Genomic DNA, 16,054 nt, shown 5'->3' on the forward strand with positions numbered 1-16,054 from the left:
AGAGGAGTGGCATGAGCAACCCGTTCGAGGACCCCGAGGGCACCTACCTGGTGCTGGTCAACGACGAGAACCAGCACAGCCTGTGGCCGGACTTCGTGGACGTGCCGGCCGGCTGGCGGGTGGCCCACGGGCCCGACTCGCGGCAGGCCTGCCTGGACCACGTCGAGACGAACTGGACCGACATGCGGCCGCGCAGTCTGGCCGAGTCGATGGACGGCTGACATGCGGGAGGGGGGCCGGTCGATGACCGGCCCCCCTCCTTCCTTCACAAACCCCGAACCGCCCGTCAGGACGCGGGCTGCTGCCCGTCAGGACGCGGGCTGCTCCACCTTGGTGTCCGTCTTGCCGTCGACGGCCGCCGCCAGCTGCGGTGCCAGCCGCTCGACCACGTACGGCAGGCTCAGGACGGACACGAAGGACGTGGCGTGGCCGTAGTCGCCGGTCTCGTTCACGAAGACCTCGCGGCCCTCCTTGACGACCGTCAGGTCCTTGTACGAGGCGTCCTTGTGCAGCTTCGCGGCGTCCTTGACGGGGTCGCCGACGATCCACACGATGGCGTCCTGGTCGAGCAGATCCGTGCGCTCCTTGCTGATGTTCGCGCCGAACTGGTCGCCGATCGCCTTGTCCAGGTCCGTCGGCAGGGCGAACCCGAGACCGGTCAGCAGACGCGAGCGGGCGTCCTGGCTGCCGAACACGAACATGCCCTCGTACGGGGTGGCCATGACGGCGGTGGCGCCCTTGAAGCCGGCGTGCTCGTCGGCGGCGGCCTTGATCTTCGCCTCGGTGGCGGCGACCGCCTCGGCGGCCTCCTCGGGCTTGCCGAGGGCCTTGCCGATGATCTCGGTCTGCTCCTGCCACGGGACGCCGTAGTCGTTGTACTTCTTCGGCTGGGCGACCACGGGCGCGAACGTGGACAGGGACTCGTACTGCTCCTTGGTGAGTCCGCCGTACACCGCGAGGATCAGGTCGGGCTTGAGGGCGGCGATCTTCTCCACCTGCGGGCCGGTGCCCGTGTCCTTCAGAACGGTCGGCGCTTCGGCGGAGCCGAGCTTGTCCTCGGCCCAGGGGCCGATGGCGCCCTTGTAGCCGCCGAGCCATTCGGTGGTGCCGACGGGGACCTCGCCGAGGGCGAGGACGGAGTCCTGGTCGGTGAGGCCGACGGTGACGATCCGCTTCGGCTCTGCCTTGATCGTCGTGCTGCCGTACTTGTGGGCGACGGAGACCGGGAACGCGGACTCGCCGGAGGAGGTGCTCGCCTCCGCGCCGGCGCCGGAGGCGTCGGAGTCCGAGTCGCCGCCACCGCACGCGGTGGCGAGGAGCAGGGTGGCGGAGGCGAGCACGACGGCGAGCCGTGGCGCTCTGCGGGAGCGGAACATCAGCGGTCCTTCGGTTCGGGTTCCTGTGGAGCGGTACGTGTGGGGGTCTCGGGGGCCGGCCGGGGGCCGGTGTCGCGGGCGTCCGACCAGGCCGCCCACAGGGCGGCGTAGGGGCCCCGCGCGGCGCGGAGTTCGTCGTGGGTGCCGCTCTCGACGACGCGGCCGGCCTCCATGACTACGACGCGGTCGGCGGTGGACGCCTGGCTGAGGCGGTGGGCGACGATCAGCGCGGTGCGGCCGTCGACGGCGCGGGCGACGGCCTTCTCCAGGGCGCGCGCTCCGGCGCTGCCCGCCTCGGCGGTGGCCTCGTCGAGGACCACCAGGGGCGGGTCGGCGAGGATCAGCCGGGCCAGCGCGAGGGCCTGCGTCCGCTCGCCGCTGAGCCGGTGGCCGCCGTCGCCGACGACCGTCGCGAGCCCGTCGGGCAGGGCCTCGGCCCAGGCGAGGGCGTCGACGCGGTCGAGCGCGGCGCGCAGTTCGTCGTCGGTGGCGTCGGGTTTGGCCAGTCGCAGGTCGTCGGCGAGGGGGCCCGCGAAGACGTGGGTCTCCTGGGTGATCAGGGCGATGGTGCGGGAGGCGGCGGAGCCGAGGTCGGTGGGCGGGATCCCGCCGACGAGGACGGTGCCGGTGGTGGGCGGCTGGATGCCCGCGACGAGTCGGGCCAGGGTGGTCTTGCCGGCCCCGCTGGCGCCGACGAGCGCCACGCGTTCCCCGTGGTGGATCGTCAGGTCGATGTCGTGGAGGACGGGGTGGCCGGGCCGGTAGGCGTGGCCGAGGCCGCGGACGGTGACGTCGGCGCCGCCGGCCGCGACGGTGTGCTCCGGCTCCGGGGGCACGGGTTCGTCCGTGACGCCGACGAGCCGGGCGAGGCCCGCCGTGGCCGACTGGGCGTCGTCGAGGAGGGCGAGGGCCGCGTTGACGGGCCCGAACAGGCTGTGGAAGTACAGGGCGGCGGCGGTCGCCGTACCGATGCCGGCCGAACCCTCGCGGACCAGCCAGTAGCCGGTGACGAGGACGGCGGCGAGCCCGATGTACTCGGCGATGTGCAGCCGGCTGTAGAAGCCGAGGACGAGTCGTACGCCCCGCATGGTCAGCGCCACCACGGACCAGGATCGTTCGGTGACCCGCTCGGTGTGCTCCCGGCCCAGCCGGAACGCCCGCACGGTGGCGCTGCCGCCGATGGTGTCGAGCATCTGCTGCTGCTGAGCGCCGGCGGCCACCCGCTGCTCGGCGTAGAGGGGGACGGCACGGGCCACGTACCAGCGTGCGGTGGCGGCCTGTACGGGGACCGCGAGCAGCGCGGCCAGCAGGAACCGCCAGTCGAGCAGGGCCATGGCCCCGAGGGTGAGGACGATGGTGAGCAGCGAACGCCCCAGTGCGGGCAGCGCGTTGCGTACGGCGTCGGCGATGAGGGAGACGTCGGCGGTGACCCGGGCGGTCAGGTCGCCGGCGCCGGCCTTCTCGACCCGGTCCAGCGGGAGGGCCAGGGCGCGTTCGACGAAGCGCTCGCGCAGCCGGGCCAGGGTCGTCTCGCCCAGCCGGGCGATCTGCGACAGCCCGAATCCGGCGGTGACGCCCTGAGCCACGGCGACGGCCACGAGGAGCACAGCGGTGGCCGTGATGGCGTCGACGGACCCTCGGTCGGCGGCCAGGTCGACGATCCGTCCCAGCAGGGGCTGCACGAGCAGGCCGACGGCGGTGGAAGCGACCATGACGGTGAACGCGGACAGCGCCAACCGTCGTTGCGGGCGCAGTAGTTCGGCGACGGCGGCCCGGGTACGGGCGGGGGTGGCGACGGGCAGCAGTCGGGGGCCGGTGTGGTCGCCGCCGGGGGACCCGGCCTCGACGGCGTCGGCGTGCTCGGTCATGTGAGGACCGCCGTACGGTAGTCGGCGCGCTCGTGGACGAGGCGTTCGTGGGCGCCGGTCGCGGTGACCCGGCCGTCGTGGAGGAGGACGACGCGGTCGGTGACGGCGAGCAGGGCGGGGCTGTTGGTCACCAGGAGCGTGGTGCGTCCCCTGCGGACCTCCCTGATCCCGGCGGCGATCCGGGTCTCCGTGACGGCGTCGACGGCGGTGGCGGGCTCGTGCACGACGAGGACCGGCGTGTCGGCGGCCAGGGCCCGGGCCAGGGCAACCCGTTGGCGCTGTCCGCCGGAGAGCGAGCGGCCGCGTGCGGTGACGGCGGTGTCGACGCCGTCGGGCAGGGCGCAGGCGACCTCGTCGGTGCCGGAGGCGGCCATCGCGGCCATGACTTCCGCCGGTGCGGCCGTGTCGTCCGCCCCGGTGGCGGTGGTGACCGCCGCGGTGACGTTCTCCAGGACCGTGCCCTCGAACAGGTCGGCGTCGTGTTCGGCGACGAGCATCGCCGCGCGTACGTCGTCCAGGCCGAGCGCGGTCAGTGCCGTGCCGTCCAGTTCCACGGCGCCGTCGTCGGGGTCGGCGTGGCGGCCGAGGCAGCGCAGCAGCGCGGAGGCGTCGGCGGGGTCGGTGGCGGCGACGCCGACGGTCTCGCCGGGGGCGATGTCGAGGTCGACGCCGCGCAGGGGGCCGTAGGTGAGGGCGCGGAGCGTCAGCCGTCCCTCGATGCCGCCCGGCGGGACGGTGTCGGCGGACGGCTTCCCGGTTACGGCGGCGGGGGCGTCCAGCACGTGCGCGATACGGGTGGCGGAGGCGCGGCCCTGGGCCAACTCGGTGTTGACCCAGGCGAATTCGGTGAGCGGGCCGACGATGAACAGGGCGAGCCCGACCGAGGAGACGAGTTCGCCGAGGCCGATGTCGCCGCGTGCGGCGAGGCGTCCGCCGACGAGGGCGACGAGGGCGATGAAGGCACCGGTGAGGATGGTGACGACGCCGTTCTGCCAGGCCTCGGCGCGGGCGGCGCGCAGGGTCGCGGCGAGGGAGTCCCGGCTGACGCGCCGGTAGCGGGCGACGGCGGCCGTCTCGGCGCCGATGCCCTTGAGGACGCGTAGTCCGGCCACCAGGTCCGCGGCGACGCCGGAGGCCCGCGCGGCGCGTTCCTGTTCGGTCTCGCTGCGCCGTTCCAGGGGCTTGCTCAGCACATGTCCCAGCCACAGCAGCAGCGGGGCGCCCAGGAGGACGAGCAGGCCGAGGACGAGGGAGACCCGCAGCAGGGCGACCGCGCTGACCACGAGGCCCGCGGTGGCCGCGAAGGCGACGATGAGGGCCATGGCGACGGCACCGACCCGTTTGGCGTCCTCGGTGGCGATGTTCGTCAACTCGCCCGGCAGACGGCCCTCTTCGGCGCCACCCTGGGGAGCGAGGACACGGCCGACGAGTTCGGTTCTGAGGTGGTGCGCCGCGGTGACGGAGGCGCGCTCTCCCGCCCGGGCGCTGAAGCGGAAGCTGAAGGAGAGTCCGACGTACACGGCGGCCAGGATGACCAGCCACAGCAGCAGTCCGGGGACGTCGCCGTCCACGACTCCGCGCTCGATGGCCAGTCCGATGAGCACCGGCACCAGGGCCTCGCCCGTCTGGTGCCCCATCCCCAGAACCGAGCCCAGCGCGACGTCCCGACGCTGTCCGCCGACCGCGCGCCACAGGACGTTCCGTCCCGGCGGGTCCGCTTCTCTCACGCAGTCCTCCGGACCGGTTTCGCCAACACAGGAAAGGTACAAGAAAACTTAGGTAAGGCTAACTACATTTGTCTTCCTGGACCAGCCCCCGAACCGTCGCCGAGACCGAACCGATCTCCCCCGAACGCCGGGACGTTATCCGACCGAGCCGCCAACTGGCGGACGAATCAAGCCGGTTCACCGATACGAGACCGCACCGAGCGCCGCCCCGACCGGAAGGACCTGTCCGTGCTCAGCACCAGGATCACCAACGCCCGCATCGTCACGATGGACCCGGACCGCCCGGCCGCCCGGGAGCTCGGGATCTGGCGGGGGCGTGTCGTCGGCCTGGACGAGGACGTGGCGGGGCGTCCGGCGCGCCGGACGCTGGACCTGGGCGGCGCCACGGTCCTCCCGGGGTTCATCGACGCCCATGTGCACCTGGCGTGGGCGGGCCTGAAGGCCAAGGCGCCCGGTGTCGCGCCGAGCCGACAGGCCGACGACGTGCTCCGCGTGGTGGCGGAGGCGGTGGCGCAGGCCCCCGTCGGCGGCTGGGTGGACTTCGGCGGCTACGACCAGCGCACGCTCGACCGCCCGCTCACCGCGCGCGACCTCGACGCCGTCAGCGCCGGACGCAAGGTGTACCTGGGCCACCTCTCCGGGCACGCCTGCCTGGTCAACTCGGCTGTGCTGAACGGACTTCCGGCGGAGGTCGCCCGGCCCGACGGCTTCCTCGCGGAGGGCGCGATGGGCGCCGCGCTGCAGTCCAGGCCGCCGCACTCGCTCACCGAACTGGCCTCGGCGATCGAGCACGCCGCGCGCGTCTGCCGGTCCGAGGGCATCACGGGGTGCGCCGAGGCGGGGGTCGGGGCCCGGCTCTTCGGGCACAGCCCGATCGAGGGCGCCGCGTACCAGCTCGCGCACGAGTCGGGCCGACTGCCGGTGCGGGTACGGCTGATGGTGGCCGCCGACGCGCTGCGCCCGGTCGGGGCGGACCCCGAGGACACCACGAGCCGGGCGATCGACCTCGGCCTGCGCACGGGCTTCGGGGACGGCGCCCTCTCCCTGGGCGCCCTCAAGATCTTCACCGACGGCGGCATGATGGCCCGCACGGCGGCCCTCACCAGCCCCTATCTGGGCACCGACGGCTCCGGTCAGCTCATGCACGAACCCGAGGTGCTGGAGAGCACGATCGTCGAGGGTCACCTCGCCGGCTGGCAGCTCGCCGTGCACGCGATCGGCGACCGGGCGCTCGATGTCGCCCTGGACGCACTGGAGAAGGCCCGGAAGCTGAGCCCGCGCCCGGAGGCACGTCACCGCGTCGAGCACGCGGGCCTGGTCCGCCCCGACCAGCTCCCCCGGCTGGCCGCGCTCGGCGTCACCGTCGTCATCCAGCCGAGCTTTCTGCGCTACTACGGCGACGACTACGCCACGATCATGGGCGAGGACCGGGCCGGCTGGCTGTACCGGGGCCGGGCCTTCCTCGACCACGGCGTCCGGGTCGCCGGCAGCTCGGACCGCCCGGTCGCGAACGGCGCCCCGCTGCGGGCGATCCAGTTCATGGTGGAACGGGCCTCGGAGTCCGGCCGCCTCATCGGCCCCGACGAGGCGATCACGGTCGAGGAGGCGCTGCGCGCGTACACCACCGAGGCCGCCCGCGCCTGCCACTGGGAGAGCGACGCCGGCAGCCTCGCCCCCGGCAAGCGGGCCGACCTCGTGGTGCTGGGCGACGACCCTCGCCGGGTGGACGTGTCGCGCATCGGGGAGATCGAGGTGGTGCGGACGTTCGTCGAGGGCGAGGACGAGTTCTGACGAGGAGCCGGACGGGGGCAGCCCCTCGTCGGCGATCCCCTCCGGCCCGACGCCCGTGGCAGGGGCGTCAGTTCGGCGGGCGACGGACCGGGACGGTGCGCAGGAAGTCCGCCGAGGGCACGAAGAACATGGTCCCGGTCACGGCCCGGGAGAAGTCCAGGATCGGGTCGTGACCGGTCGGTGGTTCGCCGACGAACATCTTCCGCAGCATGGCCTCCGGCACCGAGGGATCGCGGGCGTAGGCGATGAAGTACGTGCCGAACTCGCCCTGGCCGGGCCTGCCGAAGGGCATGGCGGCACGCAGTATGCGCTGCTCGGTGCCTTCGGGGCCGAGGATGGTGTTGACGTCGACGTGGGAACCCTCCACGTCCAGCTCCAGGTTGGTCAGCTTGGTCCGGCCGATGACCTTCTCCTGCGCCTCGACGGGGAGTTTCTCCCAGGAGTCCACGTCGTGCAGGTACTTCTGCACGAGCGCGTAGCTGCCGCCGCGGAAGTCGGGGTCCTCGTCGCCGACCAGCACGGCGTCGGCGGCAAGGCGGCCGACCGGGTTCTCGGTGCCGTCGACGAAGCCGAGGAGGTTGCGGGAGTCGAAGTACGTGAAGGCCTGGACCTCGTCCTCCAGGGTGGCCGCGCCGCGCAGTTGCCGCATGATCTCGGCGGCCAGTGCGAAGCAGAGGTCCACGCGGGTGGCCCGGATGTGGAAGAGGAGGTCGCCCGGCGTGGACACGGCCCGGTGCCGGGGGCCTTCCAGCTCCCGGAAGGGGTGCAGGGCGGCGGGCCGGGGCGAGCCGAAGAGCCGGTCCCAGGCCTCCGCGCCGATCCCGGCCACACAGCCCAGGGCGCCGTCGGGGCTGGAGAAGCCCACCGCCCGTTCCAGCCCGGCGAGTCCGGCCAGCACCCCACGGGCCGTCGACTCGCCGCCCGGGGCGACGCCGACGACCAGAAAGACCGCGGCGGGTGTCAGCGGGCCGAGCATCGGCTGCGGCAGGACGTCCTCCGGCATGACCGGCAGCGCCATGGTTCCCCCTTCACGCACCACACGTGCGCACCACGCGTGGACCACCTTCACTCAGGACGGCACGGGCGGCACCGGCGCCGCCGCACACCCGACCCCGCCCTCCGCCCCCTCACCATGCCCGGTCGGGACGAGGACGATACCCGCCGCCTCCCACTCCCCCTCAAACCATGATGAACGCCACAACCTCCCAGGTCACAAAGGCAGTTACCGAAGTGCGGTCCTCGTTGTATACGCCGAGACCCGGACGTCCAATACTGTGCGCACACGTCACCAGGGGGACTCCATGAAGTGGTTTCAGCGCGACCGTGCGAAGCGACAGGCCCAGGTGGTGCCGCTCTCCGGGGTCGGCAAGAGCGACGAGCCACCTCGGCAGGCTCCCCCGCTGCTCACCGCGGGCGGGCCGGCACTCCAGCGGATCGGCGGGGACGGCGACAGGGTCACCCAACTGACCACCGGGACGGGGCCGGTCGTCCTCGACATCACGCACACGGGGGCCGGGCACTTCGTCGTGGACACCCTGGACGGCAGGCTGCACTCCCAGAGCCAACTCGTCTACACCGACGGGCCCTTCTCGTGCCGTGCCCTGGTGAACGCGGACGACCGGCCGGTGCGGGCGCTGCGCATCCAGGCGGACGGCCCGTGGACGGTCGACGTGAGCCCGGTGTCGAGTGCGCTGGCCTGTGAGGGCACCACGCGGCGCCCCGCGTCGGACGTGCTGCGCCACACCGGCGGCCCCGGGATCGCGACCCTCCGGTACGAGGGCGATCCGCGGTCCGACGACGGTGGCTACTTCCTCGTCGACACCTTCGAGCCGGACGGCACCGGCTTCCTCGACCAGTTGGCCAACCACGTCGGCCCCTGGCACGGCGAAGCCCCCCTCACCGGCCCCTGCCTCATCTACGCCCGCTCCGACGGCCCGTGGTCCATCGACGTGCGGCTCCTGAAGCCCCCCGCCCCGCCGTGACGGCCACCCCCGCTTCCTGACCGGTCACGGGCCCCACGAGCCCTTTCTCCGCGCGCCGCTACGCGGCGGAAGCGGGCGCCTCCACCGTGCTCGGGTTCTGCTCCTCGGGACCGGAGCCGGAGTCGGCGACCGTTGCGGCGGGGATGAACACGGCGACCCCGGCGGCGACCAGCGCGGCACCGCCGCCGATCATCAGGCCCGTACGGAAGCCGTCCTCCGAGGGCAGACTGAAGCCGCCGAGCGTGGTGGTCATCTGGGCGAGCACCACACCGACCACGGCGGCGGCGGTGGAGGTGCCCAGGGCGCGCATCAGCGTGTTGAAGCTGTTGGCGGAGGCGGTCTCGGACAGCGGCACCGTACTCATGATGAGCGCGGGCATCGCGCCGTATGCGAGGCCGACACCGGAGCTGACGACGAGGGAGACGATCAGCAGACCCCAGGCGGAGCCCATCAGCGCGAGCGACAGACCGTAGCCGGTGCCGATCACCAGGGAGCCCGTGACCAGGGTGAACTTGGGCCCGCGGGCGTTGGTGAGCTTTCCGCCGAGCGGGGAGAGCGCCATCATCATCAGGCCCGCCGGAGCCATCCAGAGGGCCATCGCCAGCATCGACTGGCCCAGACCGTAGCCGGTGGCCTCAGGCAACCTCAGGAGCTGCGGAGTGATCAGCGCCTGTGCGTACATGCCGAAGCCGACCAGGACCGAGGCGATGTTGGTGAGCAGCACGCGCGGATGAGCGGTGGTACGCAGGTCGACCAGCGGCTCGCGCGTCCGCAACTCCCAGAAGCCCCAGGACAGAAGGAGTACGGCGGCACCGGTGAACAGGCCGAGCGTGGTCGCCGAACCCCAGCCCCAGTCCGCGCCCTTGGACACCGCGAGCAGCAGGCACACCACACCACCGCCGAGGCCGAAGGCGCCCACGAAGTCGAAGCGCTGGCCCTTGGCACCGGCGGGGGTCTCGGGGACGAGGAAATAGATCATGGTGGTGACCGCGACGGCCAGGCCGGCGGCGCCCCAGAACAGCACCCGCCAGCTGGCGTACTGGGCGACCGCGGCGGCGATCGGCAGGCCGAGGCCGGCGCCGATCCCCAGGGAGGCGCTGACCAGGGCGATGGAGCCGCTGAGCTTCTCCGGCGCCATGACGTCACGCAGCAGGCTGATGCCGAGCGGCACCACGCCCATGCCGATGCCCTGCAGTCCCCGGCCCACGATCATCGGCACGACGGTCGAGGACAGCGCGCACACCACCGAGCCGATGATCAGCGGGGCACAGCACACCAGGAGCATGCGCCGCTTGCCGTGGAGGTCGCCGAGGCGCCCGCCGATCGGGCCGAAGACCGCTCCCGTCAGCAGCGTCGCGGTGATCACCCAGGAGGCGTTGGCCGCGCTGGTGTCGAGGATCGTGGGCAGCTCGGTGAGCAGCGGTGTCACCAGTGTCTGCATGATCGCGGCGACGATGCCGGCGAGCGCCAGCGTCGCGATGACGCCACCCGGGCGGGCGGCGGTCGGGGGGTTGGCCGTCAAGGGATTCCTCCGTGCGATGAACCGGTGACAGGGCATACGTCATGCACCTGGCGTGCAGCATACCTGCCCCATGCATGACACACGCCTCGTGCATGATGCACATGCCGGGTACGCTGCCTGGTCCGGTGGAGTCGGCCTGTCGGGATGGAAGGATCGCCCTGGTGGTATCCGCAACGAGGAGGTAGGCGACCGTGGAAGAGCCGACGCGCCGGGTCGAGTACGAGAACATGCTGCTCGGGCGCTACCACCATCTGAGCAAGAGCAAGGGGCGCCGCAAGGACTCCACGCTGGAGCGCAGCGCGTACATCCTCCTCAGCCGCATCCGTATCGAGGGGCCGATGTCGATCAGCGAGCTGAGCGACGCCTTCGGTCTGGACGCCTCCACCCTGCGTCGGCAGACCGCCGCCGCGCTGCGGGCCGGGCTGGTCGAGTACACCCTCGACCCGGAGGGCGGGGTGGCGCGCAAGTTCCGTATCACCGAGGAGGGCGAGCGCCGCCTGGACGAGGAGCGCGAGGGCAACGTCCGTACGCTCGCCATGGTGCTGTCCGGCTGGTCCGACGAGGACATCGCCGGGTTCGCCGACTACCTCGAACGCTTCAACACCAGCATCGAGCGCCTGCACGGCAAGCCGTGGCCGCGCCCGTAGCCGGTGTCCGCGCGCCGGGTAGCCTCGGGGGCATGCGGATCTCCGTCTCCTCGGACATGGACGAACCCGTCGCGCGCTTCCTCCTCGCGGAGTTGCGCGGCCGGGGTCACGACGTGCTGGTCCACGGCGCGCTGCGCGCCGGGGACGACCCCCGGTGGGCGGTCTGCTCGGAGGCGGCGGCGCGTGAAGTCGCCTCGGGTGTGTCGGACCAGGCCGTCGTGTGCTGCTGGACGGGCACCGGCGCGTCGATCGCCGCGAACAAGGTGCCCGGGGTACGGGCCGCGCTGTGCACGGACGCGTACACGGCCGACGGCGCCCGCCGCTGGAACGACGCCAACGTGCTGGCGATCGGGCTGCGGCTGACCTCCGAGCCGCTGCTCAAGGAGATCCTCGACGCCTGGTTCGGCGCCGAGGCCAGCCAGGACGCCGACGACCGGGAGAACGTGGCCCGCGTCGAGCGGCTCGACGTCAGCCGGGGTACCGGCCGGACCGGATGAAGACGGGTCTGGCCCACAGCGGCGGCTCGGGCGGGGCTTCCGGCGCTCCGGACGCCCTCGGCGCGGCAGTCCTGGTCGGCGCTTGTCCCGGCGGGAAACCGCGCGACGCCTCGGCGGCCCTGAGCGCCGCCACGAAGGACAGGCAGGAGTCGTACCGGTCGTCCGGGGACTTGGCCAGCGCCGTCGCCATGACCTGATCCATGGCGGGAGGCAGATCCGGGCGCCCGCCGGTCAGCGGGGGCGGCTCGTCGTACTGGTGCGCCCACAGCAGGGCCATGTCGTCGTCCCGTTGGAAGGGCGGCCGGCCGACGAGGGTCTCGTGGACGACGCAGGCGAGGCTGTAGACGTCGCAGCGGCCGTCGACGGGCTTGCCCGAGATCTGCTCCGGCGCCACGTAGTCGAGCGTCCCCACGAACTGGCCGACGCTGGTGAAGCCCGTCAGGGACAGCGACTTCTTCGTCAGGCCGAAGTCGGTGAGGTAGACGTGCTCGGGGTGGTCGCTGTCGGTTCCCTTCGCGACCAGGATGTTGCCGGGCTTCACGTCCCGGTGCACCAGACCGTGGTCGTGTGCCGCGTCGAGCGCGGAGGCGACCTGGGCGGCGATCCGGGTGGCGGTCGCGACCGGCAGCGGGCCCTCCCGGTCCAGAAGATGCCGCAGGTCGCTGCCTGCGACGTACCGCATGGCGATGTAGAGGACGCCGTCCGTCTCCCCCGCCTCGAAGACCGGCACGATGTGCGGATGGTCGATGGCGGCGGCCACCCGTGACTCGTGCGTGAAGCGGCGGCGGAACGTGTCGTTGCGGGCCAGTTCCGGTGCGAGCAGTTTCAGCGCGACCGTGCGTTCCAGGCGCAGATCCATGGCCTGGTAGACGACCGCCATGCCGCCGCGGCCGATCTCGCGTTCGATGCGGTAGCTGGCGATCTGCCGTCCGACCAGCTCGGAGGGGCGGCCCGCGTACGGCTGTGTCTCACTCATCGCGGGTCACCGGTGGGATCAGACGCGTGGGTTCGTGGTCGCTCGGCTTGTGGTCCGCCGGCCGCCGGCCGGCCGGCCGGGGGTCGTTCGCCTGGTCCTGCGCCGGTTCCCGTTCGGGTTCCCCCACGACCCTCGTCGGTTCCGGGGTCGGGGCGGCGGCCGGTGGGAACCGTCGGGCGGCCGGGGTCTCGCGCGGCCTTTCCCCCACGGCGAACGTGCTCAGCCGCGCCCCGTCGCAGTACACCCACCGCTCGTGCGCGGCGTCGAACAGCCACAGCGACTCGCCGTCGACGACGACGCCGATCCGCAGCCCCTTCGTACGGTCGTGGAAGGACTCCCCTCCCCGATGCCCGGCGGCCAGGGCCTCCGCCTCGGTGCGGTAGCGCGTCAGGGCCTCCTCGGCGCGGGCCAGCAGCGGGCGCGGGTCGGCCGTACGGGCGGGTGCGGTGCCGGCGGCGGGGGGGTCCTGGGGCACGGAGACGAGGAGGCGGCCGTCGACCCAGGCGGACCAGCCGTTGGCGCACAGGACGTGGCCCCAGTCGCCGCGCCGCTCCAGGAGCTGGACCGGCAGCAGCGCGTCGAGGGCCACGGTGGGACGGGACGGGTCGGGGTCGTCCCAGGCGGGCAGTCCGCCCGGTGGGACGACATGGGTGGGGAGGAAGCCCGGGGTCGTCATCGCGGCTACTTCCGCATCACCGCGGGTTCGCGGCGGCGCAGCAGCCGGGCGACGAGCCAGCCGAAGAGCAGCGACAGGACGACGAGCATCCCCAGGTCGAGCAGCCACACCCCCGCAGAGTGCTCGAACAGCGGGTCCGAGGTGTCGGGGACGATCCGTTCGAGGTCGATCGTGCCGGCCATCGCGGCGAACGCCCACCGCGACGGCACCAGCCACGCCAGTTGTTCTAGGACGATCGTGCCCCGCACGTCCAGCAGCGCGCCGCAGAACACGACCTGGATGATCGCGAGGAGCACCAGCAGCGGCATGGTGACCTCCTCCTTGCGGACCAGCGCGGAGACGAGCAGACCGAGCATCATCGCGGTGAACGCGAGCAGCGCCACGGCCACCGTGATCTCGACCAGGGGCGGCAACAACACGCCTTCGCCGCCGGGGGCGTTGAGATCGACGCCGAGCAGGGCGACCAGGGTCAGGACGACCGCCTGGAGGACGGTGACGGTGCCGAGGACGACGACCTTGGACATCAGATAGGCGGATCTGGACAGGCCCACGGCCCGTTCGCGCCGGTAGATCACCCGTTCCTTGACCAGTTCGCGCACGGCGTTCGCCGCGCCCGTCAGCACGCCGCCCACGCACAGGATGAGCAGCGCGTTCATGGCGGTCTCCCGGTCCAGCGTGCTCCCCGCGAGCGCCCTGGCCATGGCGCCCATCACGAAGGGCAGGGCGATCATGATGACCAGGAAGGTGCGGTCGGCGCCGAGCGCGGCGGCGTACCGGCGCACGAGCGTGCTCAGTTGGGCGCCCCAGCTCTGTGGCTTGGGCGGCGGTGCCACGGCGATCGGCTCCAGGTCGGGCGGATACGGCTGCCCCGGGGAGGCGGTGACGTACTGACGCTGGAAGGGCGAGTCGCGGTACTCCCCCGCCCAGTCCCGTTCCTGGTCCCGCTCGAAGGCCTCGAAGGCTTCCGGCCACTGCTCGAACCCGAAGAAGGCGAGGGTGTCGTCCGGGGGCCCGTAGTAGGCGACCTTTCCGCCGGGCGCGAGGACGAGGAGGCGGTCGCAGACGTCGAGGCTGAGGACGCTGTGCGTGACGACGATGACCGTGCGGCCGTCGTCGGCGAGGCCGCGCAGCATGTGCATCACCGAGCGGTCCATGCCGGGGTCGAGACCGGAGGTCGGTTCGTCCAGGAACAGCAGCGAGGGCTTCGTCAGCAGTTCCAGGGCGACGCTGACCCGCTTGCGCTGGCCGCCGGAGAGGCTGTGGATGGGCTGGGCGGCGCGTTGTTCGAGGCCCAGTTCGCGGATCACCTCGTCCACTCGCGCCTGCCGCTCGGCCTTCGCGGTGTCCTGCGGGAAGCGGAGTTCGGCGGCGTAGGTGAGGGCCCTGCGGACGGTCAGCTGGGCGTGCAGGATGTCGTCCTGCGGGACCAGGCCGATGCGCTGGCGCAGTTCGGCGTAGTCGCGGTAGAGGTCGCGGCCGTCGTAGAGGACCGTGCCGCTGTCGGCGGGGCGCTGACCGGTGAGGGCGTTCAGGAGGGTGGACTTGCCGGCGCCGCTCGGGCCGACCACGGCGAGGAGGCATTTCTCGCCGACCGGAAACGACACCTTGTCGAGGAGCGTCTTCCGGCCGCGGTCGACGGCGACGGTCAGTTCCTGGACGTCGAGGGAGACCTCGCCGGTGTCGACGTACTCCTGGAGTTCGTCGCCGACCAGGGAGAACGCGGAGTGCCCGATGCCGACGATGTCACCGGGAGTGACCGGCGCCTGGTCGACGGGCGTGCCGTTGAGGAAGGTGCCGTTGTGGCTGCCGAGGTCGACGATCTCGTAGGTGCCCTCCGGCCGCGCCCGCAGCTCGGCGTGCCGTCGGGAGACGACGAGGTCGTCGATGACCAGGTCGTTGTCGGCGGCGCGGCCGATCCGGACGGTCCGCTCGGGCAGCGGACGGACGCTGGTGGGCTGCCGGAAGGTGCCGGTGGAGGCGGGGTGGAAGACCCCGGAGGGGCGCTCGGGGGCGAGGCCGGTGAGTACCACCCGGGGGCCGTCGGGGAGGCTCCCGAAGTGGATGACGGTGCCCGGGCCGACGTCCCACTCGTGGACGCGCCGGCCGTCGGCGTAGGTGCCGTTGGTGCTGTTCTCGTCCGCGATCGTCCAGTGGCCGGCCTCGGCCCGGAGCACCGCGTGGTGCCACGAGACCCGGTCGTCGTCGAGGACGACGTCGCTCAGCGGGTCGCGCCCCACGTGGTAGGCGTGGCTCGGGGTCATCACGGTGGAGCCCGACTCGGTTTCCAGCACGAGTTCGGGTGGAGTCGGTGCGAGGGACCGCTCTGCCATGCCGAAAATTCTACCGATTCACCCCGATATGCGCCCGGCCGCTCCGGCGCGGACCGGCGGACCACGGCGATCCCGGGCCCGGGGGGGTCAGGCAGCGGGAGCGGCGATTCTCTGGGCGATGCGCTGCATGCGCACGGCGTCGACGGACTCCGCGAGCAGCTCGTACTCCGTGGTGTCGTCGTTGGTGGCGATCCGGACCAGGTTCCCTGCCGCCAACTCCTCGGCGACCAGCACCTGTTGTCCGTCGTCGGTGGACCAGGCGCGCAGCAGGCTCGGCACGTCCGGTACGGTGTCGGCGACCGGAACGACCGCATTCGGGGGGAAGTTCGGGTTCTCGGGTCGCGGGTCGAGGCGCTCGGCGATCCATAACGCGCGGTCGCGCATCCACCACAGCGCCAGCGCCAACGTGGGGGCGCGATAGGTACCGAGGGGGACGCCGACGCGCCGGCCGCCGCACCAGCCGTACGCGGTGACATGGCACAGGAATTCGTCGTGCACGCTTCACTCCCCCGATCGCACCGCCGATGTCCGCCCGGTCCCATTCGCCGCGCGGACCCGCTCCCGCCTCACAGACTTGCTGGTCGTGCGCACTCCGACGACAAGATCGTCACGCACAGTGACGTGAGGAACGCGCATGGGTGCGCGTTCGTTCATGACTCAAT

14 protein-coding genes are annotated in these 16,054 nt (G+C 72.5%); 5 read left to right on the forward strand and 9 right to left on the reverse strand.

Features of this window, described 5'->3' with window-relative positions; translation table 11 throughout:
- Nucleotides 1-11 precede the first annotated feature (11 nt).
- Nucleotides 12-221: an MbtH family protein gene (locus OG272_RS02050; protein WP_326585297.1), complete on the forward strand. Its 210-nt coding sequence runs from the start codon at nt 12-14 to the stop codon at nt 219-221.
- An 87-nt stretch (nt 222-308) separates the two neighbouring features.
- On the opposite strand, the gene OG272_RS02055 is transcribed toward OG272_RS02050, so the two are convergent.
- From OG272_RS02055 to OG272_RS02065, 3 genes are read right to left on the reverse strand one after another with little or no spacing between them, the layout of a single operon-like run.
- On the reverse strand, nt 309-1,376 hold the full coding sequence (locus OG272_RS02055; RefSeq protein WP_327731760.1) for an iron-siderophore ABC transporter substrate-binding protein: 1,068 nt from the start codon (nt 1,374-1,376) through the stop codon (nt 309-311).
- Entirely contained in the window at nt 1,376-3,244 is a 1,869-nt protein-coding gene (locus tag OG272_RS02060) for an ABC transporter ATP-binding protein (RefSeq protein ID WP_327731759.1), read from the reverse strand. Before OG272_RS02060 ends, OG272_RS02055 begins: the two co-directional genes overlap by 1 nt.
- Nucleotides 3,241-4,971 carry an ABC transporter ATP-binding protein gene (locus tag OG272_RS02065; protein ID WP_327731757.1) on the reverse strand — a complete coding sequence of 577 codons (1,731 nt, stop codon included), beginning with the start codon at nt 4,969-4,971 and terminating at the stop codon, nt 3,241-3,243. Before OG272_RS02065 ends, OG272_RS02060 begins: the two co-directional genes overlap by 4 nt.
- 228 nt (nt 4,972-5,199) lie before the next feature.
- Between OG272_RS02065 and OG272_RS02070 the strand changes: the two genes are divergently transcribed.
- The gene (locus OG272_RS02070) at nt 5,200-6,762 is read left to right on the forward strand and encodes an amidohydrolase (RefSeq protein ID WP_327731756.1); all 1,563 of its coding nucleotides are present in this window, start codon (nt 5,200-5,202) and stop codon (nt 6,760-6,762) included.
- A gap of 67 nt (nt 6,763-6,829) precedes the next feature.
- On the opposite strand, the gene OG272_RS02075 is transcribed toward OG272_RS02070, so the two are convergent.
- Complete coding sequence (locus OG272_RS02075) at nt 6,830-7,780, reverse strand: Dyp-type peroxidase (protein ID WP_326585292.1); 951 nt, start codon at nt 7,778-7,780, stop codon at nt 6,830-6,832.
- 283 nt (nt 7,781-8,063) lie between these two features.
- Here OG272_RS02075 and OG272_RS02080 point away from each other — a divergent pair, with 283 nt between their 5' ends.
- A complete protein-coding gene (locus OG272_RS02080) occupies nt 8,064-8,744 on the forward strand; it encodes a hypothetical protein (protein ID WP_327731755.1) in 681 nt (226 codons plus the stop codon).
- Nucleotides 8,745-8,802: 58 nt separating this feature from the next.
- Here OG272_RS02080 and OG272_RS02085 read toward each other — a convergent pair whose 3' ends face one another.
- Nucleotides 8,803-10,266, reverse strand: coding sequence for an MFS transporter (locus OG272_RS02085; protein ID WP_327731753.1), 1,464 nt, complete (start codon nt 10,264-10,266; stop codon nt 8,803-8,805).
- A gap of 191 nt (nt 10,267-10,457) precedes the next feature.
- Between OG272_RS02085 and OG272_RS02090 the strand changes: the two genes are divergently transcribed.
- On the forward strand, nt 10,458-10,913 hold the full coding sequence (locus tag OG272_RS02090) for a MarR family transcriptional regulator (protein ID WP_326585289.1): 456 nt from the start codon (nt 10,458-10,460) through the stop codon (nt 10,911-10,913).
- A 32-nt stretch (nt 10,914-10,945) separates the two neighbouring features.
- Nucleotides 10,946-11,410 carry an RpiB/LacA/LacB family sugar-phosphate isomerase gene (locus OG272_RS02095; RefSeq protein WP_405892317.1) on the forward strand — a complete coding sequence of 155 codons (465 nt, stop codon included), beginning with the start codon at nt 10,946-10,948 and terminating at the stop codon, nt 11,408-11,410.
- Here the strand turns inward: OG272_RS02095 and OG272_RS02100 are convergent.
- From OG272_RS02100 to OG272_RS02115, 4 genes are all read right to left on the reverse strand, one after another.
- Entirely contained in the window at nt 11,382-12,386 is a 1,005-nt protein-coding gene (locus OG272_RS02100) for a serine/threonine-protein kinase (protein ID WP_405892319.1), read from the reverse strand. The two genes, OG272_RS02095 and OG272_RS02100, sit on opposite strands and share 29 nt — an antisense overlap.
- Nucleotides 12,379-13,062 (reverse strand): hypothetical protein, encoded by a 684-nt coding sequence (locus tag OG272_RS02105; protein ID WP_327731750.1) that lies wholly within the window; start codon nt 13,060-13,062, stop codon nt 12,379-12,381. The genes OG272_RS02100 and OG272_RS02105 overlap by 8 nt, the downstream gene beginning before the upstream one ends.
- Nucleotides 13,063-13,067: 5 nt before the next feature.
- Complete coding sequence (locus OG272_RS02110) at nt 13,068-15,392, reverse strand: FHA domain-containing protein (RefSeq protein ID WP_405892321.1); 2,325 nt, start codon at nt 15,390-15,392, stop codon at nt 13,068-13,070.
- A gap of 87 nt (nt 15,393-15,479) precedes the next feature.
- Entirely contained in the window at nt 15,480-15,890 is a 411-nt protein-coding gene (locus tag OG272_RS02115) for a hypothetical protein (protein WP_327731748.1), read from the reverse strand.
- Between the last annotated feature and the right edge of the window lie 164 nt (nt 15,891-16,054).

The sequence above is a fragment of the Streptomyces sp. NBC_00104 genome (assembly GCF_045160825.1).
Classification (GTDB): domain Bacteria; phylum Actinomycetota; class Actinomycetes; order Streptomycetales; family Streptomycetaceae; genus Streptomyces.